Raw genomic sequence first — 25,494 nt, forward strand, 5'->3', positions numbered from 1 at the left:
CACGCCGCAAGTACGTCCTTGTAGGCTCTGGCGCGGCATCCATGCCGCTCAAGGTCCCGCGACGGTGGGCGGGCAAGGACCAGTCTAGATGGTCGGCGTGCACGGCTAAGCAAGGCATGACCTGCACTGTTTATATAGCAGCTTACCCAATCAGTTGCCCAAGACGAGCCGAGCAATAAGCAGGCTGTCAATGAAGCAACCTAAAAACTTCCTGGTGCGGTGTCCTTACCGGTTCCGGGACCCTTTGGCGGCAAGGATGCCGCCAAGGAGCCGCCACGGACGGATTCACGGCGTGTCCCGGAAGTGGTGAGGGCACCGCGCCCTCGACCAAGCAGCTTTGCACGTAACTAGAGATCACTCGCGCGTTACCAACTCAGCAATCATCCGCGCACGGGCGCATCGCCGGCCACGTAGTAGTCGGCCGTGCTGCGCGGCAGTGGCGTGCGGCCACGCATGCGGTCGGCGATCTTCTCGGCGATCATGATGGTGGTGGCGTTGAGGTTGCCGGTGATGATACGCGGCATGATCGATGCATCGATCACGCGCAGGCCTTCCATGCCGTGCACACGGCCCTGTCCGTCGACCACCGCCATGTCATCGGTGCCCATCGCACAGGAGCAGGACGGGTGATACGCGGTCTCTGCGCGCGCGCGCACGAAGGCGTCCAGTTCGGCATCGGTCTTGCAGTCTGCGCTCGGGCTGATTTCGCGGCCGCGGTAGGCGTCCAGTGCGGGCTGGGCGATGATCTCGCGGGTGATGCGGATCGCATCGCGAAATTCCTGCCAGTCCTGATCGGTGGATTGGTAGTTGAACAGGATCGACGGATGCTGGCGCGGGTCGCGCGACTTGGCATGCACGCGCCCGCGGCTGGGAGTGCGCATCGACCCCACATGCGCCTGGAAGCCGTGTTCCTTCACCGCATTGCTGCCGTTGTAGTTGATCGCGACGGGCAGGAAGTGGTACTGGATATTGGGCCAGTCGAATTCTTCGCGCGTGCGGATGAAACCACCGGCTTCGAATTGATTGCTGGCGCCGGTGCCGGTACCGGCGAACAACCACTGCGCACCGATGGCCGGCTGGTTCCACCATTGCAATGCCGGATACAACGACACCGGCTTGGTGCAGGCGTACTGGATGTAGACCTCCAGATGATCCTGCAGGTTCTGGCCGACGCCGGGCAGGTCGTGCACCAGCTGCACGTCGAGTGCGCGCAGCAGATCCGGCGCGCCGACGCCGGAGCGTTGCAGCAGCTGCGGTGAGGCAATTGCTCCGGCACACACCAGCACTTCGCGGCGCGCGTGTGCGTCGACACCTTCGCTGCTGTTGCCGACCAGATAGTGCACGCCGATTGCGCGCTTGCCGGCAAACAGGATGCGGTCGGTGGTGGCATGGGTGACGATATGCAGGCCATCGCGTGGACGCGCCATGTCCAGATAGCCACGCGCCGTGCTTGCGCGACGCCCTTGCGGCGTCACCGTGCGGTCCATCGGCCCGAAGCCTTCCTGCTGGTAACCGTTGAGATCGTCGGTGCGCGGATAACCGGCCTGTACACCCGCATCGACCATGGCATGGAACAGCACGTTGTTGTCGTTCTTCGGCGTGGCCACGCTGACCGGGCCTTCGCCGCCGTGATAATCGTTGGCGCCGATGTCGCGGGTTTCGGCCTTGCGGAAGTAAGGCAACACATCGCGGTAGCTCCAGTCTTCCAGGCCCGGCCGCCTGGCCCAATGGTCGAAATCCAGCGCGTTGCCGCGGATGTAGCACATGCCGTTGATCAACGACGAGCCGCCCAGCCCTTTGCCGCGCCCGCATTCCATGCGCCGGTTGTCCATATGCGGCTCCGGCTCGGTCTCGTAGGCCCAGTTGTAGCGACGGCCCTGCAACGGGAAGGCCAACGCGGCCGGCATCTGGGTGCGGAAGTCCAGCCGATAATCCGGCCCGCCCGCTTCCAGCAGCAACACGCTGACGCCCGGATCCTCGGTCAGGCGCGCGGCCAGCACGTTACCTGCCGAGCCGGCGCCGATGATGATGTAGTCGTATTCGCGTTGCATGAGGTTCTCCTTGTTGCGGTGCCGGTGTGAAGCGGCATTCAAGACGATTGCGCGGTGGGCGGCTGTTCTTGTTCGAAATGGCAGCGCGATCTACAGGCTTCCGCTTGCGCATCTCGCCGGTGTCGCCAGCGACGGCCTGCCAGGTGGCGTCGGCCGGTCAAAACACCGACGCGTAGCGTTCCAGTTCGACCTGGATGGATTTGGTGCGGGTATAGGCCTGCAGCGTGGCAAGGCCGTTCTCGCGACCCACGCCGGATTGCTTGTAGCCGCCCACCGGCATCGGTGCCGGCGACTCGCCCCAGGTGTTGATCCAGCAGATGCCCGCCTGCAGGCGATGGATCAGGCGATGCGCGCGCGCCAGGTCCGGCGTCACCACACCGGCGGCCAGGCCGTAGGTGGTGGCATTGGCGCGTGCGATCGCTTCGTCCTCGTCGTCGTAGGTGAGCAAGCTCAGCACCGGCCCGAAGATCTCTTCGCGTACGATGGTCATCACGTCGGTGCAATCGCTGAAGATGGTTGGTGCGACATAGCAGCCCTGTGCCAGTGCGCCGTCGCGCAGACGTTCGCCGCCGCACAGCAGGCGTGCGCCCTCGGCCTTGCCCTGCGCGATGTAGTCGAGCACGCGTTGCATGTGCGCGGCGCTGACCATCGGGCCGAAGGTGGTGCGCGCGTCCAGCGGGTCGCCGATGTGGATGCGTTGCACGCGTGCCAGCAGCCGCGCCTCGAAGGCGGTGCGCAGCGCGCGCGGCACGAACACGCGCGTGCCGTTGGTGCACACCTGCCCGGAGCTGTAGAAGTTGGCCATCATCGCGATGTCGGCAGCCAGATCCAGGTCGGCGTCGGCGCAGACGATCAGGGGCGACTTGCCGCCCAGTTCCATGGTCACGTCTTTCAGCGACGAACTCGAGGCACTGGCCATCACCTTGCGCCCGGTCGCGGTGCCGCCGGTGAAGCTGATCTTTTCGATCTGCGGGTGTTCGGTAAGCGCAGTGCCCACGCTGGCGCCGTCGCCGGGCAGCACGTTGAACACGCCATCGGGCAGGCCGGCTTCGGTGAACAATTCGGCCAGTTTGAGTGCGGTCAGCGGTGTCACTTCGCTGGGCTTGAAGATCATCGCATTGCCGGCCGCCAGCGCGGGCGCGGCTTTCCACAGCGCAATCTGGATTGGGTAATTCCATGCGCCGATCGCGCCGACCACGCCCAGCGGCTCGTGCCGCGTGTAGAAGAAGCTGCCTTCGCGCAACGGCACCTGTGCACCTTGCAGCGCCTGCGCCACGCCGGCGTAGTACTCCAGCACGTCCGCGCCGGTGACGATGTCCACGCTGCGGGTTTCGCTCAGCGGCTTGCCGGTGTTGAGCGTTTCCAGTTCGGCCAGCGCATCGTTGCGCTCGCGCAGCAGCGCTACTGCACGCAGCAGGATGCGCGAGCGTTCCACCGCGGTCAGTGCCGCCCATTGCTGCTGGCCGGCTGTGGCGCTGTCGACCGCGGCATCCAGGTCGTCGGCACCGGCGTTGTGCACATTGGCCAGCACCTCGCCGGTGGCGGGATTGACCACCTCGAAGGTGTGGCCGCCGCGGGCGGGAACATAGCGGCCGCCGATATACAGCAACTGGTCGGGAAAACGTGGCATGGCAAACCTCCTGTGGGGCGCACGCGGCAGCGGCGGCACCTCAGCGCGTGAGATGCAGGAACTGCAGGTGACGCTCGTATTGATCGATGATGTCGTTGATGATCTGTTCGCGGCTGTAACCGACCAGGTCGTAGTCCTGGCTGCCTTCGTACAGATACACTTCGGCGCGGTAATAGCGTTGGTTGCGCAGGCGCTGCGCGGCAAATGACGGTGTCAGGTAGCCGCGCATCACCACCTGGTAGCGGAAGCCCTGCTGCTCGCCGTGGTCGACGCTGATTTCCATGTCGTCGTCGTCCAGCCGGCTGCTGACCTGCCAGCCTTCTTCCTGCAGCTGCGCGGTGACCGCTTCGATCGCCGGACGCACCTGGTCGTGCATGAAGCGATAGACCTCATCGCGCGCCGGGAAATGCATCGCCTGGCCCAGGCGCTGACGCCAGCCGCGGTGGTGCCGCGATTGCCCGATCAGCGGGCTGGGGCTGTAGAGCTGTGCGCGCTTGCGCTGCGATTCCTGGCTGAGCGCGCGCGACAGGCCCCAGGCCATCAGCAGCAACACCGCAGAGAACGGCAGCGAGGCCAGCACCACGGCCGATTTCAATGCGTCCATGCTGCCGGCCAGCAACAGGCCACCAGTCACCACCGCGGTGAGTACGCCCCAGAACACGCGCAGCCAGCGTGGGCCATCGTCGTGCGGCTCGCCGCCGTGCGAGGACAGCGTGGACAACACCACCGTGCCGGAGTCGGCAGAGGTCACGAAGAACACGAAGCTGATCGCCACCGTCACCGTGATCACCGTGCGGCTCCACGGGTAGCCCTGCAGCAGCGAATACAGCACCGTCTCCGGCGCAGCGATGGCCTGCTGCGCCAGCGCGCCCTGGCCGTGATGCAGCAACTGGTCCAGCGCGCTGTTCCCGAAGATCGACAGCCACGCCAGGGTGAAGCCGAGCGGGATCAGCAACACCCCGAGCACGAACTCGCGAATGGTGCGGCCGCGCGAAATGCGCGCGATGAACAGGCCCACGAACGGTGCCCAGCCGATCCACCACGCCCAGTAGAACACCGTCCAGTTGCCGAGCCAGCCGTTGCGGCCGCCGTAGGCGTACACATCGAAACTCTTGTTGACCACGCTGCCCAGGTAGTCGCCCAGATTCTGGATCAGCGCGTTGAGCAGATACTGCGTGGGGCCGGCGAACAGCATGAACAACAGCAGCGCGATCGCCAGCAGCATGTTGATGTCCGACATCCAGCGCACGCCTTTTTCCACGCCGGAGACCGCCACCACGATCGCCGCGCCCATCATCGCCACGATCAGCGCGACCTGCACCCAATGGGTGTGCGGCACCTCCATCAAGGTGCTCAGGCCGGCGTTGAGATGCAGCACGCCGAAGCCCATGTCCGCGCCCAGGCCGAACACGGTGGCCACGATGCCCAGCGCATCCACCGTGTAGCCGATCGGCCCGTTGATGCGCTTGCCGATCAGCGGATACAGCGCCGAGCGCAAGGCCAGCGGCAGGTTGTGGCGGAATGCGAAATACGCCAGCGCCATTGCTGCCAGCGCGAACACGCCCCAGCCATGCAATCCCCAATGCAGGAACAGCAACTGCATCGCCTGCCGCGCGGAAGCCTCACCACTGCCCGTGCCGCCTTGCGGCGGTTGCAGGTAATGGGTGAGCGGTTCGGAGACGCAGAAGAAGAACAGCGTGATGCTGATGCCTGCGGCGAACAACATGCCGGCCCAGGACAGATAGCTGAATTCCGGTTCGTCGTGATCGGCGCCGAGCTTGATGTTGCCGTAGCTGGACAAGGCCACGCCAAGCACGAACACCAGATACACCGTCATCGCCAGCAGGTAGTACCAGCCGACATTGCGCGAGGCCCAGGTCTGTGCGTCCAGCAGCACACGGCCCGCTTCGAGCGGAAACAACGACACCAGCAACGCAAACGTACAGACCACGGTTGCCGCCAGCACGAACACCGCCCGCAGGGTGCGCACCGGCAACAGCTGCGGCTCAACCGCACTCATGCCGACACACTCATATGACGCGTATCACGTGCTGTGCTCCCAACGAAAAACCGCCTGCGTTATCGCACAGGCGGCGTCGAGGGGGTGTCATCGGTCGAGTCCGCCAGTGCGAACCCGTAGCCACTTTGCGTGGCTGTCAGCGCAGCAGCTGCAGCGGCACGCGGATATCCATGCCCACCGCAAGATGGTCGGAGAACGCTGCGGGAATCGCTTCGATATGTTCGATCGTCAGGCTGTCGCTGACCAGGATATGGTCGATCGCCCGGTCCGGACGCCAGCTCGGAAACGTATGCACCTCGCAGCTGGGCGGCTGCAAGCGCGTGTGCCGATACAGCGCCTGCATTTCCGGCCGGTCGGCCATGCAATTGAAATCGCCCATCAACATCGCGTTGGGATGCTCGGACAACAACTCGGCGATGAAGGCCAGCTGCGCCATGCGCGAATTGGCGCCCAGCGACAGGTGCGCCACTGCCACCGCCAGGCCTTCGCGGCCCTGGCCGAACTTGGCCAGCAGGATGCCGCGCCCGCCGATCCGGCCGGGCAGGGCGTGGTCCTGCACTTCCAGCGGTTCCAGCTTGCTGAGCAAACCATTCGCGCTGGAGGCCACCCCGCCCATGCGGCGGTTGGGCTGGTGGCTCCAGTAATGGAAGCCGGCGCGCTCGGCCAGATAGTGGGTCTGGTTGGTGAAGCCCGAGCGCAGGCTGCCCGGGTCGGCCTCCTGCAGGCCGACGATATCGCGCTCGCCGGCCAGTTTGGCGATGCTGTCCAGGCTGGTGCGCTTGCTGCCCAGGGGCAACGCATGCGACCAGCTGCGCGTGACGTAGTCGCTGTACCGGCGGGTGCTGGAGCCGGCCTGGATATTGGCCGTCAGCACCCGCAGGGTGCGCGAATCCGAAGCGTTCACAGGGCGGCGATCGACAGGATCACTTGGCCAGCGTGGCGCGTTCGCGCGCGATCAGGTGATCGGCGATGCGCAGCATGTCCGGGAAGCTCTGGCCCTTGACCAGGTACTTGCCGTTGACGATCAGCGACGGGGTGCCGGTGAGCTTGCTGCGGGTGGCGAACTGCTTGGCACGGTTGGTCTTGGCCGAGACGCCGAAGCTGCTCATGGTGTCGATGAAGGTCTTGGGGTCCACGCCGTACTTGGCGTAGAACGCGGCGATGTCCTGCACCGAATCCTTGCCGCGCTCGCCCTTGAGGGTCTGCTCGGTGTGGATGGCCTTGTACAGCGCTTCGTGGGTCTTCTCCTGCACGCCCAGGGTTTCGGCGGCGTAGAACGCACGGCCGTAGTCGTCCCACGGGCCGCCGAACATCGCCGGCACGTAGACAAAGTGCACGTCCGACGGCAGGCCGGCCTTCCACGGCCCGATCAGCGGCTGGAACGCGTTGCAGGCGGGGCAGACATAGCCGAAGACCTCGGCCACTTCGATCTTGCCGGCAGCCTGCTGGTAGGGCTGGCCGCCTTCGATATCCAGATAGTCGGTGCCGGCGACCGGCTCGGGGCCGTTCGGCGCACGCGGTGCGGCGCTGGGGGCGGCGGCCGGCGGGGTGCTGGCGCTCTCGCCAACTGCAGGCGGTGCGGCGGGGTCGGCGGCCGGCGTGGCAGCGGCCGGAGCAGGCGCCGTTTCGGCAGCCGGCGTGGTGGCGGCAGGTGCGGTGTCGGACGAGCCGTCCTGGGCCTTGCAGGCGACCAGGATCGGCAGCAGCGCCATCAGCGTCAGGGCGAAGCGGGTCTTCATCGGATTGGATCTCCAGCGTGGGGCGAGGAAAGGGCCGGACGGCCGCGGGGCGCATGATGCCACGGGCGGCCGTTGGTGGCGGTTACGCGGTTCAGCGCTTGGCAGGCGCGGCGTGTTCGCGGGCGATCAGGTAATCGGCCACGCGCAGCATGTCCGGGTAATTGCGCGCGCCGATCAGGTAGCGCCCGTTGATGATGATGGCCGGGGTGCCCGGGAGCTTGCTGCGCTTGGCGAATTCGCGCGCCGCATCGAGTTTGGCATCCACCGCCTGGCTCTTGTAGGTCTCGATGAAGCGCTGCTGCGGCACGCCATAGCCGGCGTAGAACGCGGCCAGTTCTTCCGGGGCGACGTTCTGGGTCGGCACGGTCTGCTTTTCGTGGATGGCCTCGAACATGGCGCGATGGCTGCGCTTGGCCACGCCCAGGATGTCGGCGGCGAAGTAGGCACGCGCGAAGGCATCCCAGAACCCGCCGAATGCCGCCGGCACCGGGGTGAAGCGCACATACGACGGCTGCTTGGCCACCCAGGCCTCCAGGGTTGGCTCGAAGTGCGCGCAGTGCGGGCAGGTGTAGCCGAACACCTCGACCACTTCCACCTTGCCGGCCAGCGGCGCGTACGGCTGGCCGCCGTCGATGACGATGTAGTCGTCGCCTTCGACCGGCGGGGCGTTCTTGTCGGCGGCACAGGCCGCCAGCGGCATCAACAGCAACAACAGCAGGGACAGGCGGGAAAACAGATTCATGCAGGCTCCGTGGGAGTGGGAGTGGGAAGGGGGAGAGCGGGAAACGACGACGCCGGTCGCGGGACCGGCGTCGTGACACGGTGTGGCGGGTGCGGCGGTCAGCTCATGAGCGTGCGGGCATTGCTGTGGGTGGTTGCTGCGCGGCGGCCGCGTCGTCGGCGCGGTCGTGCAGACCCTGCAGATAGCTGGCCAGCGCCTGGATCTCCTGCTCGGTCAGCGGGTGCGCCACCTGCGCCATGATATTGAACAGCGCCGGGTTGCGCTCCTGGGTGGTGCCGGCCTGGTATTCCTTCAGGCGCCGCGCCACGTACTCGGCATGCTGGCCGCCCAGGCGCGGATACGCCGGGCCCGGATTGCCGCTGCCGGCCGGGCCATGGCAGGCCATGCAGGCCGGCACGCCGCGCGCGATGTCGCCGCCGCGGTAGAGCTTCTCGCCGACCTCGTAGAACTTCAGCCCCTGGTACGGCCCCTCGTTGACCACCGCGTCGTCGGCCACGCCGGCTGCGGATTTCTGCGTGGCGAAGTAGGCGCCCAGGTCGCGCATGTCCTGCGCGGTGAGGTCCTTAACGAACGGCACCATCACCGCCGACATGCCGGTATTGCGCTCGCCGCTGGCGATCAGGGCGACCTGATGCGCCACGTAGCGCTCGGTCTGGCCGGCGATGCGTGGGTACATGGCCACCGCCGGATTGCCGTCCGGGCCATGGCAGGCCGCGCAGGCGGCGGCCTTGGCCTGGCCGGCCTTGGCATCGCCCCAGGTGGTCTTGGACAGGTCCACCTCCAGCGGGGCAATGCGCACCGGCGGCGGATCGGGGATCGGCGTGACTGCCGATTGCGCAAACGCCACGGCGGCAATGACCGGCACGGCGACGGCGGCGAGGACTAGCACACGAGCATGGCGCATCAGCTAAAGCTCCGTATGGACCCGGCCCGCGCGCGTTGGGTGCTGGCTGTGGCAGGCGTGCTTCGATTATCGACACGCCTTTGCGCCAGGGTCAACGAACAGTGCAGCAAAACCGTCAGGCCCCGAACGTGCGATCCTAGGGAGATGTCGCTCCTTATCGAACAAGCCCGCTACCACCTGTCCGCCCATAACGCCCGGCAATTGCCCGACGATGGCGGCTACGAGGTCGCCTTCGCCGGCCGCTCCAATGCCGGGAAATCCAGCGCGCTCAATGCGCTGACCCGCCAGAACGCGCTGGCCCGCGTGTCCAAGACCCCTGGCCGCACCCAGCAGCTGGTGTTCTTCCAGATCCAGCCCGAGCGTTATCTGGTGGATCTGCCCGGTTACGGCTACGCCAAGGTGCCGCAGGACCTGCAGGCGCATTGGCAGGCCTTCATCGACCGCTATTTCCGCACCCGCGAGGCCTTGCGCGGGCTGGTGGTGGTGATGGACATCCGCCATCCGCTCAAGGATTACGACCTGCAGATGCTCGGCTATGCGGCCGAGCGCGGCCTGCCCGCGCATGGGCTGCTGACCAAGGCCGACAAGCTCGGCCGTGGCCAGCAGATGCAGACGTTGCAGAAGGTCAAGAAGGAAGTGACCTCGCGCTTCGGCGACAGCGTGACCGTGCAGACCTACTCGGGCGAGTCGCGCCAGGGCGTGGACGAGTTGCGCGGCATCGTCGGCGGCTGGCTGGGTCTGGACGTAGCGGCGCCTGCCGTAGAGTGAGCCGGGCCGGGCCTGGCGCATGACGCCTGGCACTTCAGACCATTAGGACGGCGAGCCAGGGCTCGCCGTTTTCATTGTGGAACCGGGCCGAACTCGGTCGGCACCCAGGCGAACGCGGCGCCCTCGCGGCGCACATGACCCAGGCCCGGGAACGGCAGATGCGCGCCGGCCACCCACCAGCGGCCATCGGCGGCCTGCGCCAGCAGGCGACGCCGTGAGGCGATCGCCTTGGTGCGATCGCTGTCGGCCTCGAACGATGCGTCCGGCTGGGCAAACTGCACGGCGTGGTAGTGCAACACATCGCCCCACACCAGCAGGGTGCTGCCAGCGCCGCCGTCGAAGCGGTAGGAGACGTGGCCGGGCGTGTGGCCCTGGCTGTCCAGCGCGGTGATGCCGGCCGGCAATGTGGTTTTGCCCGGCTGGAAACGGCGCAGCCGACCCTGGGCCTGATAGGGCGCGACGGCCGCGCGCGCCAACGGGAAGGCGAACTGCAGCATCGGCGCGGCAACGGCCTCCGAGGCCGGATCCAGCCAGTACGCGGCGTCGGCGTCGGACAGCCACACCGTGGCGTTGGCAAAGGCCGGTGTGCCCTGCGCATCGAGCAGGCCGCACAGGTGGTCCGGATGCGCGTGGGTGAGCAGCACATCGTCGACCTGGGCGGGGTCGACACCGGCGGCGCGCAGGTTGGCCAGCACCTGCCCCAGGCCGGGCCCCAGGCACTGCGCGGTGCCGGTATCGACCAGGCTGAGGTGGTTGCCGTCCTGGATCAGATAGGCGTTGACCGCGGTCTGCAACCCCTTGGGGTCTTCAGGCACGTAGCCCTGCGCAAGCAGGCGGTCGCGCTCTGCCGGGTCCACATTGGACAGTTGTTGACGCGTGAGCCCCACGCGGCCGTCGAACAACGCGGTGACGCGCAGCGTGCCGATGCGCTGCAGGTAAAAGCCGGGAACCTGCGCGTGGGGGGATGCGGGCGCAGCGGCGTGCGCCAGCGTGGCGCTTGCGGCCAGTAGCAGCGGCGCCAGCGCACGCAGGACGGAAACAGACATGGGCAACTCCAGGACAGGCGGCAACCGCCGCGGTGTCGCCATGCTGGCGGCAGCGAGCTGCGCGATTCGCTCAATGCGCTGCGCCAAGCGCTCGCGTCGGCGCTCTAGCGACTATTGCCGATGCTGGCCGGATCCAGCCCGTAGCGCTGCTGGAAGCGCTGACTGAAGCTGCGGGTAGAGCGATAGCCGGCACGCGCGGCCACGGTCTTGAGCGGCCAGCGCGTGCTGTAGAGCAAGGCCATGGCGTGCGCCAGCCGCGCGTCGGTGATCAATTCGCGCAGCGAGCGGTGTTCGGCAGCCAGATGCCGGCGCAAGGTGGCGCCGCTGATCCCCAGACTGTCTTCGATATCGCGCGAGCGCCACGCCCGCTGCGGTTGCGCGGTGATCAGCGTACGCACCTGCTCGGCAACGCTTGGCGCCGGCGGCAGCAACAGGCCGCCGTGGCCGCGGCGGCAGAGGGTGACGACCAGTGCGGCCAGCGCCAGGCGTGCTTCGGTATACAGGCCGTGCTGCAGCGCCTCGCGCCATTGCCGCAGCGTCAGCGCGACATCGATCGCCGGCAGCTGCGCGATGTCGGCACCGGCCTCGGGCAGCGGCTCGTTCCACAATGCGCGTGCAGCGGCCAGCGCCTCTTCGCAGAGGGGGACCACCACGCTCAGGTAGAGCCCGGTCTGCGGGTCGGGCGTGTTGATCACATCGATCCGGCAACGGCGCGTCACCAGGAACAGGTCGCCCGGCACGAACTGCAGCGATTGGGTCGCGCTGCGCACCTGCTTGCGGCCCTGCAACACAATTGCGAACTGCGGCTGGGTCAGGTCCACCGAGCGCGCCCCGTGTTCGCGCCGTGCGCTCACGCAGGCGTAGCCGTCGGCGCGCTCGCAGTGCATCAGAGTGGTCATCTGCGCGAGCAGGGCGTCGGTGGGTGTGGGCGCAACGGTCATGGCCGGGCGATGCTACAGGATCGCGGGTGCGCGGCCTGGGTGATCGAACGCCGTGCATCCTGCCTGCGGGGATTTGCGGGTGGCCGCGTTCAGCGTGAACGGCTGCGGCCTGCCGCACCTCCGTCACGCCTGCCCTCGGGCGGTGGGGTCGCGCTTGCTGCTGCGTCGGCCACGCCGTGCGCATGGATGGAAATCTCAGACCCGGTCGATGGCAGCAATTCTTTCCATGCCCTGCGGTTATAGTGCGGGCCTTGCGGTGGCAGGGGAGGATCCCCACATCGTTCCCCTAAATTTTCCTGCGAGCCTGCCCTTGTCGAGTCCCAGCCACGTTGCCGAAACGCCGATCACCGAACGCGCGGAGCTGGTCCAGGTGCTGGCCTCCGGCGAGAAGCCCAGCGCTGACTGGCGGATCGGCACCGAGCACGAAAAGTTCGGCTTCCAGCTCGACGACCTGCGCGCGCCCACGTTCGAAGGCGAGCGCGGCATCCAGGCGCTGCTGACCGGGTTGACCCGCTTCGGCTGGGAGCCGGTGCAGGAAAACGGCCACACCATCGCGCTGCTGCGCGACGGCGCCTCGGTGACGCTGGAGCCGGCCGGCCAGCTGGAACTGTCGGGCGCGGCAGTGGAAACCCTGCATCACACCTGCGTGGAAACCGGCACCCATCTGGACGAAGTGGCGCAGGTGGCCGGTGAGTTGCAGCTGGGGTTCCTGGGCATGGGCTTCCAGCCCAAGTGGCGCCGCGATGAAATGCCGTGGATGCCCAAGGGCCGCTACCAGATCATGAAGAACTACATGCCCAAGGTCGGCTCGCTCGGCCTGGACATGATGACCCGTACCTGCACGGTGCAGGTCAACCTGGATTACGCCACCGAAGCGGACATGGTGAAGAAGTTCCGCGTGTCGCTGGCGTTGCAGCCGATCGCCACCGCGTTGTTCGCCGATTCGCCGTTCACCGAAGGCAAGCCGAACGGCTACCTCAGCTACCGCTCGCACATCTGGACCGATACCGACGCCGACCGCACCGGCATGCTGGACTTCGTGTTCGAGGACGGCTTCGGCTACGAGCGCTATGTCGATTACCTGCTCGATGTGCCGATGTATTTCTCCTACCGCGACGGTGTCTATGTCGATGCCAGTGGGCAGAGCTTCCGCGATTTCATGCAAGGCAAGTTGCCGGCACTGCCGGGCGCGTTGCCGACGCTGCGCGACTGGTCGGACCACATGACCACCGCGTTCCCGGAAGTGCGCCTGAAGAAGTATCTGGAAATGCGCGGCGCCGACGCCGGCCCGTGGGACCGCCTGTGCGCGCTGTCGGCGTTCTGGGTCGGGCTGCTGTACGACGACACCGCGCTGGATGCGGCCTGGGATCTGGTCAAGGATTTCAGCACCACCGAACGCCACGCGCTGCGCGACGGCGTGCCCAAGCATGCACTCGGCCTGCCGTTCCGCAATGGCACGGTGCGCGATTTGGCGGTGGAAGCGGTCAAGATCGCCCGCGAGGGCCTGCGTCGGCGTGCGCGCCTGAATGCCGATGGTCAGGACGAAACCGGCTTTGTGGATGTGATCGCCGAGATCGCCGAGAGCGGTGTTACCGCGGCCGAGCGTAAGCTGGCGCTGTATCACGGTGCATGGAATGGCGACATCGATCGCGTGTTCCGCGAGTTTGCGTACTGAGCGCTTGCTGATCGCAGCAGTGGTCGCGTGCGGCTGATCCGGCGCGCGGATCGTTGCTTGCAGGCGTGAACTCTCGGGTGCGCGCCGGCCTGCACCGCCGAGCTTGGGCGAGATAACGTGCTCCAACCCGGCCCTAGCGCCGCTCCGGCATGCACGGCAGGCGCACCGTCACCCGCAGGCCGCCACCTGCTGCACGGTTGTCCAGGCGCAGGTCGCCGCCATGCGCCAGCACGATGCTGTGCGCCACCGACAAGCCCAGCCCGATGCCGCCGGTATCGCGATTGCGCGAGGACTCGCCACGCACGAACGGCAACAGCAGCTGTTCGCGCTGGGTCGGGTCGATGCCGGGGCCGTCGTCATCGATCCACAGCACACCGTCTTCGCCATCGCGCTGCAGCTGCAGGCGCGCGCGCTTGCCGTATTTCAGCGCGTTCTCCAGCAGGTTCATCACTGCGCGCCGCAAGGCCAGCGGATCGCCATCCAGGGTGATCGCCGGGCCGGGCAGCAGTTCGGCATCGGCACCGATGTCGGTGGCGTTGTCGACCACGCTTTCCACCAGCAGGCGCAGGTCTAGCGGCGCGCGTTTGCCGCGGTGGCGATCGTTCTGGATGAAATCCAGCGCGGCGGAAATCATCGCCTTCATCTCGTCGATGTCGGCCAGCGCCTTGTCGCGCAACGGCGGCTGCAGGCCGTCCAGGCGGAACGACAGGCGCGCCAGCGGCGTGCGCAGGTCGTGCGCGATCGCCGCCACCATGTGGGTGCGTTCGTTGATCAGGCGGTTCAGGCGGGCCTGCATCGCATTGAACGAATCGGCCGCGCGCACGATCTCCGGCGGGCCGCTGCGTTGCAATGCGGCAGCATCCGGGTTGCGGCCCAGCCGGTCGGCCGCTTCGGCAAAGCGCTTGATCGGCGCCGACAGCGCACGCGAGAACCACCACGCCAGCGGCACGTTGGCCAGCAGGCCGGCCAGGAACAGCAGCACCACATGGGTCTTGAACTCGGCCGACAGCCGCCGCGGTGGCGATTCGACCGTGCGCCAGCGGCCATCGGGCTGCTGTAGCGCGGCGGTGAAGCCGTCCAGCAAGGGCACGCCCGGGGTCAGGCGCTCGCTTTCCCAGGCGCCGGGGCTGTCGTCCGGACGCAGCCCATTGCCGAACGGCGGGGCACCGGGGCGGCGATCGCGCGGCCAGTCGCCTGGCGCTGGCGGCGAACGCTGCAAGGCCTCGTGGCGATCGCCGGCGTGACTGGCATCGCCATCATCGGCCCCGAATGCCTGCGGTTGGCCGGGCATGCGCGGCGGTGGAGACATGCCGATGCGTGGGCCCTGGCGATCGTCGGCGCTGCGGTAAAAGCGCACGCGCTGCTCGGGGACATCCAGCCAATGGGCCAGCAGCATTTCGGCGAACCCGTCGCGCACCTGGCCTGCCGGCGGCAGCGGGGCCTGGGCCGATTCGTGCACCGTCAGGGTCTGGGTGCCGGCCGGCATGCGCGTGGATAGCAGTGCCACCACTTCCGGCGGATGCACCGGCGGCTCGTAGACCGGGGTACGCATCACCAGCAGGGCGATGCCGACCGCCTGGGCGGTGAGCAGTGCCACCGCCAGCAACACGAAGGTACGGGCAAAGATCGACAGCCCGCGACGTGCCGGTTTGCTCACAGACGCGAAACGCCCGGCAGCAGCATGTAGCCCTCGTTGCGCACGGTGCGGATCAACTCGGTATGCACGCGCTCGTTGATCTTGCGGCGCAGGCGGCTGATCTGGCTGTCGATGGCGCGGTCGTAGACGTCGGTATCGCGGCCACGGGCGTAGTCCAGCAACTGGTCGCGGCTGAGCACCCGCTGCGGATGCTCGACGAAGGTGCGCAGTAGCGCGAACTCGCCGTCGGACAGGTTGATGAAGATGCCGGTGGGGTCGCGCAGGTCGCGCCGCACCACGTCCAGCCGCCAGCCGGCGAACTCGTAGACATTGCCACGGTGGTCGGCCTGCTCGCTGCTGGCCTGGCTGCGGCGCAGCAGGGCGCGTACCCGCGCCAGCAGTTCGCGCGGATTGCAGGGTTTGGCCAGGTAATCGTCGGCGCCCACTTCCAGGCCGATGATGCGGTCGGTGTCGTTGCCCAGCGCGCTGAGCATGATGACCGCAGGTGAACCGCGCTCGCTGGCCAGCGCCCGCGCCGCGCTCAGGCCGTCTTCTCCAGGCATCATCACGTCGAGTACGATGAGGTCCGGGCGGCGCTGGGCGATGCTCTTGCGCATCTCCGCCACGTTTTCGGCAACGTCCACCTGGTAGCCGTGGGCGCTGAGGAACTCGCCGATCAGCTTGCGCAGGTCCGGGTCGTCGTCGACCACAAGAACGCAGGGTTGTTGCATGTCCATGGAGATCATCGTCGGTGGCGCGGCACTTGGCCCGCGCAGGGTGGTGGCTACCGGATACATGGTGCTCGCAGTTGCAGGGCTGGAGCACGCATCATAATGATTGAATTTGTCAACCTTTGGCACACGTGTGACGCAACATGACAGAACGGGACATCGCGCAGGAAACCGGGCCATCGACACTGTGCCGCAGCAATGGCGAGTGTACGCATGACAAGGCGTTTCCGATGATGCGGGTGATCAGCCGCGACAACGGCGTGGGCCTGACCCGGGACATGGAGCTGATGGCGCAGACCCTGCGTGCCGGCGGCATACCGGTGCAGGAAGTGGGCTTCACCAGTCAGCGGCTGCACGACACCGCACGCGAAGCTCGTCTGTGGGCCAGTCGCGCGCTGTTCGGGCGGGTGCCGGTGCAGATCTTTTCCGAGCGCGTGTATGCGCGCTGCCTGCCGCTGGGCCAGACCAACCTGCTGGTACCCAATCCGGAATGGTTGCTGCCCAAGTGGCTGCCGCGGCTGCCGCAGTTCGACGCGGTGCTGTGCAAGACCCATCACGCGGAGCGGATTTTCCGCAGTCTGGGCTGCACCACGCGGTTCATCGGCTTCACCAGCCCGGATCGCCACGACGCACAGGTTCCGCGTCAACGTGCGTTCTTCCATCTGGCCGGGCGCAGTACCGCCAAGGGCACCCGCGTGCTGCTGGAGACCTGGCAGCGGCATCCGGAATGGCCGCTGCTGACGGTGGTGCAGAACCCGCGCACGGCCGGCAAGCCGGTGGTGGCGCCGAACATCGACCACCGTGTCCGCTATCTCGATGACGCCGAACTGCGGCGGCTGCAGAACGCGCATCTGTTCCATCTCTGCCCGTCCGAGGCCGAGGGCTTCGGGCATTACCTGATGGAAGCGCTGAGCGTGGGTGCAGTGACCCTGGCCACCGACGGTGAGCCGATGAACGAACTGGTCAGGCCCGAGCACGGTGTGCTGATTCCGGTGGCCGAGGTGCGCCAGCGGCGCCTGGCGTCGTACTACTACGTGGATGCGGCGGGCATTGCGCAGGCGGTGGAAACCGCGCTGGCATTGCCGCAGGCGCAGCTGGATCAGCTGTCGGCCAACGCGCGCGCGTTCTACCAGGCCAACGATGCCGCCTTCGCTGCGCGCTTTCGCAATGCAGTGCTGGCGTCGTTGCCCGCACATGTGGCGGACGTCACCGCAAACGTGGCCCCGGCGATCGTCGAGAACTGAGGCGTTAGCACGGCCTGGCCTTTACCACGGTCCGGGCGTATCGCCTGCAGCACCCGGAGCTCGTGTGGTTGCAGGTTTTGCACGCTGCGTGACGACGCACGCCAGCGATCGGCGCGCAGCGGCAAATGCACGACATATCGCAATGCGACGCTCTCCCTGACCAAGCGGGTGCATCCCGCCATTGCCATGTGCGTGCAGGACGCGCATGTGCGCCATCCAGCCAGGGAGATCGACGATGGTCCAGACACGCTCCACAGCCGTTGCCATCACTGCACTGCTAGCAGTGCTCGGCCTGGGCGGCTGCGCCAGTGTCTGCGGCGCGCCTCCCGGCGGGCCGCCGCCGCCTGCGCCGCCACAGGCGCGGCGTGGTCCGCCACCGCCACCGAGTGCGAGCGATCTGGCGGTGATGCATGCGTGTGCCCAGGAGCAGGGCATGGTGTTGCCCCCGCCGGCTGCGGCCAGGCCGCCATCACGATGCGCCTGCGCAGGGTGTGGACCGCACTGCGTTTGACCGCTGTCTGGCCAACAAGGGCGTGACGAGGCCAACGCCGATGCCCGGCGGGCCCTGGCGCGATGGCCCGGCGCCCGATGGCTTGCACTGGCCTGGCGAACCACCTGGTCCGCCGCCCCACGATCCCGACGTCGACGCCGCGTTGCAGGCCTGTGCCACTGCGCAAGGCATCGCATTGCCTGCACCTGACGCGCCGCCTCTCGGCCCGCCACCGCCAGCACTGTCGCAATGCCTGGAGGCCGAAGGCTTCGCGCCGCCGCCCCGGCATGGATGATCTTGCTGATCACGTCGACGGTCGATTCCAGCTGCTCGCGGCGATGCTGCAGCCGGCGTGAGCTACGCATGAGCGGCTGTCGCCGCCATGCTTGATGCACTGCTGGATCCGAGCGCAGCGGCGCGCCGCGCTTAGCGGGCTCTACTCGCAGCCTCTGGCAGTGGCCAGGCAGCCGACAGGCCGGTTGAAGCGATTCCCCTCGGTTGCGCTTTAGCCGGGTCTTATCCACACGCGAGCCACCCGGCGATATTTCGCTGTGTCGAGCACGCTACTGACAAGCTCTTCGCCATCGATTGCGCACTGTGTGGGCTCACCCGGTACGAATGATCAATGACGATGGGCGCAGGCCAGAGCCGGACACGATGAGTGCCGTGCCCGACGACACCAGGCAGGACAACGCGGCGCTGCAGGACGAACTCTCCGGCATGCGTCGCCTGCATGCCTTACAGGTCAGCCTGGCGGCACAGGCCGATGCCCGCATCGCGCTGCAGGAAATCACCGCGCTTGCCTGTGCCTTCGCCCGTACCGACTGCGGCTGCGTGCAACTGGTCAGCGCGCACAACAGCGAGATGGAGTTGCGTGTCTATCGCGGACATGACGAGCGCAGCGCGTTCGTCCAGCAGTTCCTGAAGGACGGTTTCCAGGCGACCTGCGACACCGTGCGCCGCGAACGTCGGCAGTTGGTGATCGAGGACATCGAAACCTTCACCCCGTTGAAGGGGACGCCCGACTACGAGGCGGCGCTGTGCAGCGGCATCCGTGCGGCCCAGTTCACCCCGTTGTTCAATCGTGCCGGTGGCCTGCTGGGACTGCTCGGGACCCAGTTCACCGTGCCGTATCGGCCTGCGGAGCACGAACTCAGATTGCTCGAACTGCTCGCATGGACGGCGGCCGACTATATCGAGCGTCATCGTGCCGAACTGGCGCTGCGCACCAGCGAGTCGCGGCTGGCTGCGCTGTCGGCGGCAAGTTCCGAGGTGCATTACCGCATGAGCGCGGACTGGGACGAGATGCACCAGCTGACCGCCGGCACGCGCGCCGCCGATGCGCCGGCGACCAGCCGTTCGTGGATCATGGATTACATTCCCGTAGAGGATCAGGCGCTGGTGCGCAGCAGGATCGATGCAGGAATCCGCTCGCGCAGTGCGATCGTGTTCGAGCACCGGGTACGACGCGCCGATGGCAGCATCGCGTGGATGGAGACCAAGGCAGTACCGGCACTGGATGCGGAGGGACGCATCACCGAGTGGTTCGGTGCCGGAACCGACGTCACTGCGCGCAAGCAGGCCGAGGAATGCCTGCGCGATAGCGAGGCGCGGCTGACGTATGTGCTCGATCAGGTCCCCATCGGGATCGGTTTGTTCGATACGCAAGGTCGCTTCACCTACAGAAATCCACAATTACGTGACCAGTTGGCAGAGCGGGTTCCCTCGCGCGCGGCACTGCTGGAGCAGCCGCGCGCCGGTGTCGATCAGCAAGGGCAGGCGGTCGCGATCCGGGACTTTCCCTGCGCCCGCGCGCTGCGTGGCGAAGACACGATCGCGCCGGTGGATTTCCTCGATCCCCATGACGCTGCACAGCGCTGGTTGCGGATCACCGCGGTGGCGCTGCGCGAAGAGGGGCGTGTGACCGGTGGCGTCGCGGTGTTGCAGGATGTCACTGCGCAACGCCAGGTGCAGATGGAAGTGGGCGCGCTTGCCGAGCGCAATCGCGACATTCTCGAAAGTATTTCAGACGCGTTCTATGGCATCGACGCGGACGGGCGCTTCACCTACATCAATCAAAAGGCCGAGTTGCTGTGGGGACGCACGCGCGACCAATTGCTGGGGACCTTGCTGTGGGAACAATTTCCCGACTCGATCGGGTCGCTCCCGTATCAGGCGCATGTGCAGGCGTCGCAGACACGCCAGGTGGTCCGGCTGGAAGCCCTGTCGCCGGCATTGGGGTACTGGGTGGATATCAGCATCTATCCCACCAACGATGGCGGAATGTCGGTGTACTTTCGCGATATCTCCGACAAGCGCCGCGCCGACGAGCGGCTGCGTGCCAGCGAAGAACGCTTCCGCACTGCGTTGACGATCGAAACCGTTGGCGCGACGTATTTCGACATGGGCGGTCGCCTCACCGATGCCAACGACACCTTCTTGAAAATGAGCGGCTACAGCCGTGCCGACGTGGAAGCGGGCACGCTCTCCTGGCAGGCGCTGACCCCGCCCGAATCGATCGCCTTGTGCGAGCAGGCGTTCGAGGAGCTCAAGGCCAAGGGGAGCGCCACACCTTACGAGCGCGAATATCTGTGCAAGGACGGAACCCGGCGCTGGGCCCTGTTTGCGTCCAAGCGCTTGCCGGATGGCACCGGCTTCGAGTTTGTGCTCGACATCACCGACCGCAAACTCACCGAGGCGGCGCTCCGCGAAGTGCAGGACCGCAACGCCTTTCTGCTGAAACTCTCCGACGCCTTGCGGCCGCTGCCGGACCCGGCCGCAATCCAGGCCGAGGCCGCGCGCGTACTGGGCGAGCATCTGAACGCCGGCCATGCCTACTACGTGGACGTGGATGCCAGGGCGAACCAGTACGTGGTCGAACGCGACTGGCATCGACCCGATGAAACCAGTCATGCGCGTCGCTTCGCGTCGACGGACTGGCCGATGCCCTGGCTGCTCGACGCGCAGACCTGGGTGGTGCGCGATGCCGCCACCGATCCTGCATTGCCTGAGGATCAGCGCCCGACCTATGCGGGCAACGAGATCGGCGCGCTGATCGTGGTGCCGCTGATCAAGGGCGGCCAGCTGGTGGCCACCTTTGTGGTCAATCAACGGACCGCGCGCAACTGGAGTGCCGCCGAGATCCGCCTGGCAGAGGAAACCGCCGAGCGCACCTGGGCGGCGCTGGAGCGTGCGCGTGCGCAGGGCGCGCTGCTCGAAAGCGAAGAGCGCTACCGGGTGATTGTGGAGAGCGCGCTCGACTACGCGATCTTCACCACCGATACGCGCGGGCATATCCAGACCTGGCCACCGGGTGCCGAAGCGGTCTTCGGCTGGACGGCGGAAGAGGCGATCGGCCAGCACATCGCGATGACCTTCGTGGCCGAGGACCGCCTGACCGGCGTGCCGCAGCGCGAGATCGAGCAGGCGCATTACACCGGCGGCGCGCCGAATGTCCGCTGTCATCAACGCAAGGATGGCCGGCGCGTGTTCATCGAAGGGGCGACGCGGCCGCTGCGCGACGGCAGCGCCGAGCCGCTGGGCTATCTCAAGATCGGCCAGGACGTGACCCGGCGACGGCAGTGGGAAGATCGCCAGCAGGTGTTGCTGGCCGAGCTGCAGCACCGCACACGCAACCTGATGGGAGTGGTGCGTGTGGTCTTCAATCGCACGCAACGCAGCAGCAAGACCATTGCCGAGCTGGCGCTGATCTACAACGATCGCCTGGACGCCCTGGCGCGCGTGCAGGGCTTGCTGTCGCGCTTGAACGAAGGCGATCGCATCCTGTTCGATGAATTGATCCGGGTCGAGTTGTCGGCCATGGGCGCGATCGATGCGCACGGCCATGGCGACCGCGTGACCCTGGATGGCCCCGACGGCGTGCGTCTGCGCTCCAGCACCGTGCAGACCTTTGCGCTGGCCCTGCATGAGCTGGCGACCAACGCCAACAAGTACGGCGCGCTTGCGCAGGCCGGCGGACAGCTGCAGGTGCGTTGGCGCTTGCTGCGTCCGGCCCAAGGCACCCGCCTGCGCATCGAGTGGAGCGAGACCGGCGTGCACATGCCTGCGCCTGGCGAGGCGGCGCAAGGGTCCGGCTACGGCCGCGAGTTGATCGAACGCGCGCTGCCATACCAGTTGCAGGCCGAGACGACCTACGTGCTGGGTCCGGACGGGGTGCGCTGCACCATCGAGCTGCCGGTGTCGGAGAGCATGCGTCTGGACAGCGACGACAGCTGAAGCTGCGTGCTGCGCCTGCACACGCCCGCCAGTGGTGTGCTGCAGTGCGACGACCGCGGCGGACGGCGCGCGGATTCGCAGCACTGCAGTACGGCGCGTCGACGAGCTGCAGACGTCTGGATGGACCTTCAGTGCCATGGTGGCGGGAGTTGTCGCAGCCAGCGACCGCTTCGGGCTGCAGCCGTCCCCGGTTTTTTTGCGAGCAGTCTTCTCGTGGGCATGGCTTTTTCTGACCGAATCCATATACTGCCCCCCAGTATTTGGCTGGAGCCGTCATGCCGCACTCGCCGCAGGAGAAAAAGCGGGCGCTAGCGCGCGTGCGACGCCTGCGCGGGCAGTGCGACGCGCTTGAGCGCGCGTTGGAGGCGGGCGCAGACTGTGCGCCCGTGCTGCAGCAGATCGCCGCGATCCGGGGTGCCGTCAATGGGCTGATGTCGCAGGTGCTCGAAGCGCATATCCGCGAAGACTTCGGCCACGCCGCCGCTTCCGATGCGCAGCGCGCCGAGCGGGTGCAGGAATTGCTCGGGCTGGTCCGGTCCTATCTCAAATGAACTCCCACCGGGTCGGCGTATGCCGTGCCCGTCCTTGAACCTCATCGTCAGGAGCGCCATCACATGAAATCCCGTGCAGCAGTTGCATTCGGACCCGGCAAGCCGCTGGAAATCGTCGAGATCGACGTCGCACCGCCGAAGGCCGGCGAAGTGCTGGTCCGCATCACCCACACCGGTGTGTGCCACACCGATGCGTTCACCCTGTCTGGCGACGACCCGGAAGGCATCTTCCCGTCCGTGCTGGGCCACGAGGGCGGCGGCATTGTCGAGCAAGTGGGCGAGGGCGTGACCAGCGTCAAGGTCGGCGATCACGTGATCCCGCTGTACACCGCCGAATGCCGCAAATGCAAATTCTGCCTGTCCGGCAAGACCAATCTCTGCCAGGCGGTGCGCGCCACCCAGGGCAAGGGCCTGATGCCGGACGGCACCACGCGCTTTTCCTACAACGGCGAGCCGATCTACCACTACATGGGCTGCAGCACCTTCAGCGAATACACCGTGGTGCCGGAGATCTCGCTGGCGGTGGTGAACCCGGACGCGCCGCTGGAAAAGGTCTGCCTGCTCGGTTGCGGCGTCACCACCGGCATCGGTGCGGTGCACAACACCGCCAAGGTCAAGCCGGGCGAAAGCGTGGCGGTGTTCGGCCTGGGTGGCATTGGTCTGGCGGTGATCCAGGGCGCGGTGCAGGCCAAGGCCGGGCGCATCCTGGCCATTGACACCAATCCGGGCAAGTTCGACCTGGCGCGCAGCATGGGCGCCACCGATTGCATCAACCCCAAGGACTACGACAAGCCGATCCAGGAGGTCATCGTCGAGTTGACCGATGGCGGCGTGGACTTCAGCTTCGAGTGCATCGGCAACGTCAACGTGATGCGGTCGGCGCTGGAGTGTTGCCACAAGGGCTGGGGCGAGAGCGTCATCATCGGCGTGGCCGGTGCCGGCCAGGAAATCAGCACCCGTCCGTTCCAGCTGGTGACCGGCCGCGTGTGGCGCGGCTCGGCCTTCGGCGGTGTCAAGGGACGTACCCAATTGCCGGGCATGGTGGAGCAGTCGATGAAGGGCGAGATCGATCTCGACCCGTTCATCACCCACACCATGCCGCTGGAAGAGATCAACGAGGCCTTCCACCTGATGCACGAAGGCAAGTCGATCCGCACCGTGATTCATTTCTGACCGTACGGCCAGGATCGGCGCGCGGCCGCTTCCGCGCACGTGGTACCCGATACTCCGGGAGGGGCATGATGACCAGCGTCTCGATTCATCCTTCGGTAGACAGTGGTGTAGCGCGTGGCGGTGCGGAAAGCTTTCAGGGCGGAACCCTTGAGTGCCACTGCGCCAGCGACAAGGTGACCGTGGACGTGGGGGCGCAGACCGCGCACAACCACGCCTGCGGTTGCAGTAAATGCTGGAAGCCGGAAGGCGCGACATTTTCGGTGATTGCAGTGGTGCCGCGCGACAAGGTCACGGTGACCGCGCATGCGGAGAAGCTCAAGGTCGTCGACGAAAGCGCGGCGATCCAGCGGCACGCGTGTACCGGTTGCGGCGTGCACATGTTCGGTCGCATCGAAGACAAGGGGCACGCGTTTTACGGGCTGGACTTCATCCATACCGAGTTGTCGCAGCAATCGGGCTGGTCGCCGCCGGGCTTTGCGGCGTTCGTGTCCTCCATCATCGAAACCGGCACACCGCCGGCTGACATGGACGGAGTGCGCGCCCGTCTCAACGAACTCGGCCTGACCCCGTACGACTGCCTGTCGCCGGGATTGATGGATGCACTGTCCGCCAATGTGGCACGCAAGAAGGGCGTGCTGCACTGATCGCCCAACCCTGCGGCCGGCGCTTGTGCCGGCCGCAGGTTTTTATCGAAGGAATCTCATGGAACGTATCGAACACCATGCCTGCTTCGGCGGCTGGCAAGACGTCTATCGGCATCAGTCGCAGAGCCTGGATTGCAGCATGCAGGTCGGCGTCTATCTGCCGCCGCAGGCCGCCGATGGTCCACTGCCGGTGCTGTATTGGCTGAGTGGGCTGACCTGCACCGAACAGAACTTCATCGGCAAGGCCGGCGCGCAGCGGTATGCGGCCGAGCATGGCGTCATCCTCGTTGTGCCCGACACCAGCCCGCGTGGCGATGATGTGGCTGACGCGGACGGCTACGACATCGGCAAGGGCGCCGGTTTCTATGTCGATGCCACGCAGCAGCCGTGGGCGGCGCATTACCGCATGTACGACTATGTGGTGAACGAATTGCCGGCGTTGATCGAAGCGAATTTCGCCACCACCGGTGCGCGCGCGATCAGCGGCCATTCGATGGGCGGGCATGGCGCCTTGACCATCGCATTGAAGAATCCGGGCCGCTATCGCAGCGTGTCGGCATTCTCGCCGATCGTCGCGCCCAGCCAGGTGCCGTGGGGCGAGAAGGCATTCGGCCAATATCTGGGGCCGGACCGCGCAGCGTGGCAAGCGTACGACGCCACTGCATTGATCACACAGGCACCGGAGCGCTTGCCGTTGTTGATCGATCAAGGCGATGGTGACGAATTTCTCGAAAACCAGCTGAAAACATCGCTGTTTGAAGAGGCTGCCAAGGCCGCCGGTTATCCGGTCACGGTGCGGCTGCAGCCTGGTTACGACCACAGCTATTACTTTATCGCCAGTTTTATCGGCGAGCATATTGCGCATCATGCTGCGGCGTTGCGTGGTTGATCGTTTGGTCGAGTGCGCAGTAGATGCGTGGTATGAGATGGTGGATGGTGGTGCGCATTGCGTTACGTTGCATTGCCGCGTTGCCGCGTTGCCGCGTTGCCGCGTTGCCGTGTTGCCGCGTTGCCGTGTTGCGTGGGCCGCGGCATGAGTAAAGCGTCGAATTGACCTCCCTTCTCCCCTCGGGAGAAGGTGCCCCGCAGGAGCTGATGAGGGTACGGCGAAGCCCGGTGGAGCGGGCAGGTGGGCTTGTAGAGCAGCCGATCTGCGCGTGGCTGCAGGGCCCTTGCCCGCCCACCATCGCGGGACGCGCCGCAAGTACGTCCCTGTAGCAACTGTGTTGTTGGAGGGGGTTCTGACCGTTCTGGAAGCCGGGCACGGGAGCGC

Annotated in this window: 20 protein-coding genes; 9 read left to right on the forward strand and 11 right to left on the reverse strand. The window is 66.6% G+C overall.

Annotation, left to right across the window (positions count from 1 at the left end; all coding sequences use genetic code 11):
- Nucleotides 1-380: 380 nt before the first annotated feature.
- The 7 genes from betA to LL972_RS19630 form a co-directional block, all read right to left on the reverse strand.
- On the reverse strand, nt 381-2,051 hold the full coding sequence (betA, locus tag LL972_RS19600; protein WP_228329006.1) for a choline dehydrogenase: 1,671 nt from the start codon (nt 2,049-2,051) through the stop codon (nt 381-383).
- A 157-nt stretch (nt 2,052-2,208) separates the two neighbouring features.
- The gene (betB, locus tag LL972_RS19605; RefSeq protein ID WP_228329007.1) at nt 2,209-3,681 is read right to left on the reverse strand and encodes a betaine-aldehyde dehydrogenase; all 1,473 of its coding nucleotides are present in this window, start codon (nt 3,679-3,681) and stop codon (nt 2,209-2,211) included.
- 40 nt (nt 3,682-3,721) lie between these two features.
- Nucleotides 3,722-5,701: a choline BCCT transporter BetT gene (betT, locus tag LL972_RS19610; RefSeq protein ID WP_228329008.1), complete on the reverse strand. Its 1,980-nt coding sequence runs from the start codon at nt 5,699-5,701 to the stop codon at nt 3,722-3,724.
- Between the two features lie 136 nt (nt 5,702-5,837).
- Nucleotides 5,838-6,575 (reverse strand): endonuclease/exonuclease/phosphatase family protein, encoded by a 738-nt coding sequence (locus LL972_RS19615; protein ID WP_024940789.1) that lies wholly within the window; start codon nt 6,573-6,575, stop codon nt 5,838-5,840.
- Between the two features lie 49 nt (nt 6,576-6,624).
- Nucleotides 6,625-7,440, reverse strand: a complete 816-nt coding sequence (locus LL972_RS19620) for a thiol:disulfide interchange protein DsbA/DsbL (RefSeq protein ID WP_228329009.1) — start codon at nt 7,438-7,440, stop codon at nt 6,625-6,627.
- A gap of 91 nt (nt 7,441-7,531) precedes the next feature.
- Entirely contained in the window at nt 7,532-8,182 is a 651-nt protein-coding gene (locus LL972_RS19625; protein WP_228329010.1) for a thiol:disulfide interchange protein DsbA/DsbL, read from the reverse strand.
- 103 nt (nt 8,183-8,285) lie between these two features.
- The gene (locus LL972_RS19630; RefSeq protein ID WP_228329011.1) at nt 8,286-9,086 is read right to left on the reverse strand and encodes a c-type cytochrome; all 801 of its coding nucleotides are present in this window, start codon (nt 9,084-9,086) and stop codon (nt 8,286-8,288) included.
- Nucleotides 9,087-9,230: 144 nt separating this feature from the next.
- Between LL972_RS19630 and yihA the strand changes: the two genes are divergently transcribed.
- Nucleotides 9,231-9,854, forward strand: coding sequence for a ribosome biogenesis GTP-binding protein YihA/YsxC (yihA, locus tag LL972_RS19635; RefSeq protein WP_102583911.1), 624 nt, complete (start codon nt 9,231-9,233; stop codon nt 9,852-9,854).
- A gap of 71 nt (nt 9,855-9,925) precedes the next feature.
- Here the strand turns inward: yihA and LL972_RS19640 are convergent, their stop codons facing one another.
- Together LL972_RS19640 and LL972_RS19645 are read right to left on the reverse strand one after the other, a co-directional pair.
- Nucleotides 9,926-10,900 (reverse strand): MBL fold metallo-hydrolase, encoded by a 975-nt coding sequence (locus LL972_RS19640; RefSeq protein ID WP_228329012.1) that lies wholly within the window; start codon nt 10,898-10,900, stop codon nt 9,926-9,928.
- 104 nt (nt 10,901-11,004) lie between these two features.
- The gene (locus LL972_RS19645) at nt 11,005-11,841 is read right to left on the reverse strand and encodes a helix-turn-helix transcriptional regulator (RefSeq protein WP_228329013.1); all 837 of its coding nucleotides are present in this window, start codon (nt 11,839-11,841) and stop codon (nt 11,005-11,007) included.
- Between the two features lie 310 nt (nt 11,842-12,151).
- On the opposite strand from LL972_RS19645, the gene LL972_RS19650 reads away from it, so the two are divergent.
- A complete protein-coding gene (locus LL972_RS19650) occupies nt 12,152-13,516 on the forward strand; it encodes a glutamate--cysteine ligase (RefSeq protein ID WP_160954915.1) in 1,365 nt (454 codons plus the stop codon).
- 133 nt (nt 13,517-13,649) lie between these two features.
- Here LL972_RS19650 and LL972_RS19655 read toward each other — a convergent pair whose 3' ends face one another.
- On the reverse strand, nt 13,650-15,173 hold the full coding sequence (locus LL972_RS19655) for an ATP-binding protein (protein ID WP_228329014.1): 1,524 nt from the start codon (nt 15,171-15,173) through the stop codon (nt 13,650-13,652).
- Nucleotides 15,170-15,889, reverse strand: coding sequence for a response regulator (locus LL972_RS19660; RefSeq protein WP_087962308.1), 720 nt, complete (start codon nt 15,887-15,889; stop codon nt 15,170-15,172). Before LL972_RS19660 ends, LL972_RS19655 begins: the two co-directional genes overlap by 4 nt.
- 137 nt (nt 15,890-16,026) lie before the next feature.
- On the opposite strand from LL972_RS19660, the gene LL972_RS19665 reads away from it, so the two are divergent.
- The 7 genes from LL972_RS19665 (at nt 16,027) to fghA (ending at nt 25,110) form a co-directional block, all read left to right on the forward strand.
- A complete protein-coding gene (locus LL972_RS19665) occupies nt 16,027-17,127 on the forward strand; it encodes a glycosyltransferase (protein WP_228329015.1) in 1,101 nt (366 codons plus the stop codon).
- A 410-nt stretch (nt 17,128-17,537) separates the two neighbouring features.
- Nucleotides 17,538-17,912 (forward strand): hypothetical protein, encoded by a 375-nt coding sequence (locus LL972_RS19670; RefSeq protein ID WP_429002204.1) that lies wholly within the window; start codon nt 17,538-17,540, stop codon nt 17,910-17,912.
- A gap of 362 nt (nt 17,913-18,274) precedes the next feature.
- Nucleotides 18,275-21,853: a PAS domain-containing sensor histidine kinase gene (locus LL972_RS19675; protein ID WP_228329016.1), complete on the forward strand. Its 3,579-nt coding sequence runs from the start codon at nt 18,275-18,277 to the stop codon at nt 21,851-21,853.
- Nucleotides 21,854-22,128: 275 nt separating this feature from the next.
- Nucleotides 22,129-22,404, forward strand: coding sequence for a formaldehyde-responsive transcriptional repressor FrmR (frmR, locus tag LL972_RS19680; protein WP_016902624.1), 276 nt, complete (start codon nt 22,129-22,131; stop codon nt 22,402-22,404).
- Nucleotides 22,405-22,467: 63 nt separating this feature from the next.
- Nucleotides 22,468-23,577, forward strand: a complete 1,110-nt coding sequence (locus LL972_RS19685; protein WP_228329017.1) for an S-(hydroxymethyl)glutathione dehydrogenase/class III alcohol dehydrogenase — start codon at nt 22,468-22,470, stop codon at nt 23,575-23,577.
- A gap of 68 nt (nt 23,578-23,645) precedes the next feature.
- Nucleotides 23,646-24,221, forward strand: coding sequence for an S-(hydroxymethyl)glutathione synthase (gene gfa / locus LL972_RS19690; RefSeq protein ID WP_228329018.1), 576 nt, complete (start codon nt 23,646-23,648; stop codon nt 24,219-24,221).
- A gap of 58 nt (nt 24,222-24,279) precedes the next feature.
- Nucleotides 24,280-25,110 (forward strand): S-formylglutathione hydrolase, encoded by an 831-nt coding sequence (gene fghA / locus LL972_RS19695; RefSeq protein ID WP_228329019.1) that lies wholly within the window; start codon nt 24,280-24,282, stop codon nt 25,108-25,110.
- Nucleotides 25,111-25,494 lie beyond the last annotated feature (384 nt).

It is taken from the genome of Xanthomonas campestris pv. asclepiadis (genome assembly GCF_020784175.1).
Taxonomy (GTDB): Bacteria; Pseudomonadota; Gammaproteobacteria; order Xanthomonadales; family Xanthomonadaceae; genus Xanthomonas; species Xanthomonas campestris_D.

Coding starts and splice junctions, on each gene's coding strand:
- fghA (WP_228329019.1), top strand. CDS start 24,280: ATGGAACGTATCGAACACCATGCCTGCTTCGGCGGCTGGCAAGACGTC.
- LL972_RS19645 (WP_228329013.1), bottom strand. CDS start 11,841: ATGACCGTTGCGCCCACACCCACCGACGCCCTGCTCGCGCAGATGACC.
- LL972_RS19675 (WP_228329016.1), top strand. CDS start 18,275: ATGAGTGCCGTGCCCGACGACACCAGGCAGGACAACGCGGCGCTGCAG.
- betT (WP_228329008.1), bottom strand. CDS start 5,701: ATGAGTGCGGTTGAGCCGCAGCTGTTGCCGGTGCGCACCCTGCGGGCG.
- betA (WP_228329006.1), bottom strand. CDS start 2,051: ATGCAACGCGAATACGACTACATCATCATCGGCGCCGGCTCGGCAGGT.
- LL972_RS19630 (WP_228329011.1), bottom strand. CDS start 9,086: ATGCGCCATGCTCGTGTGCTAGTCCTCGCCGCCGTCGCCGTGCCGGTC.
- LL972_RS19620 (WP_228329009.1), bottom strand. CDS start 7,440: ATGAAGACCCGCTTCGCCCTGACGCTGATGGCGCTGCTGCCGATCCTG.
- LL972_RS19640 (WP_228329012.1), bottom strand. CDS start 10,900: ATGTCTGTTTCCGTCCTGCGTGCGCTGGCGCCGCTGCTACTGGCCGCA.
- LL972_RS19625 (WP_228329010.1), bottom strand. CDS start 8,182: ATGAATCTGTTTTCCCGCCTGTCCCTGCTGTTGTTGCTGTTGATGCCG.
- gfa (WP_228329018.1), top strand. CDS start 23,646: ATGACCAGCGTCTCGATTCATCCTTCGGTAGACAGTGGTGTAGCGCGT.
- yihA (WP_102583911.1), top strand. CDS start 9,231: ATGTCGCTCCTTATCGAACAAGCCCGCTACCACCTGTCCGCCCATAAC.
- frmR (WP_016902624.1), top strand. CDS start 22,129: ATGCCGCACTCGCCGCAGGAGAAAAAGCGGGCGCTAGCGCGCGTGCGA.
- LL972_RS19685 (WP_228329017.1), top strand. CDS start 22,468: ATGAAATCCCGTGCAGCAGTTGCATTCGGACCCGGCAAGCCGCTGGAA.
- LL972_RS19665 (WP_228329015.1), top strand. CDS start 16,027: ATGACAGAACGGGACATCGCGCAGGAAACCGGGCCATCGACACTGTGC.
- LL972_RS19670 (WP_429002204.1), top strand. CDS start 17,538: ATGCGTGTGCCCAGGAGCAGGGCATGGTGTTGCCCCCGCCGGCTGCGG.
- betB (WP_228329007.1), bottom strand. CDS start 3,681: ATGCCACGTTTTCCCGACCAGTTGCTGTATATCGGCGGCCGCTATGTT.
- LL972_RS19660 (WP_087962308.1), bottom strand. CDS start 15,889: ATGGACATGCAACAACCCTGCGTTCTTGTGGTCGACGACGACCCGGAC.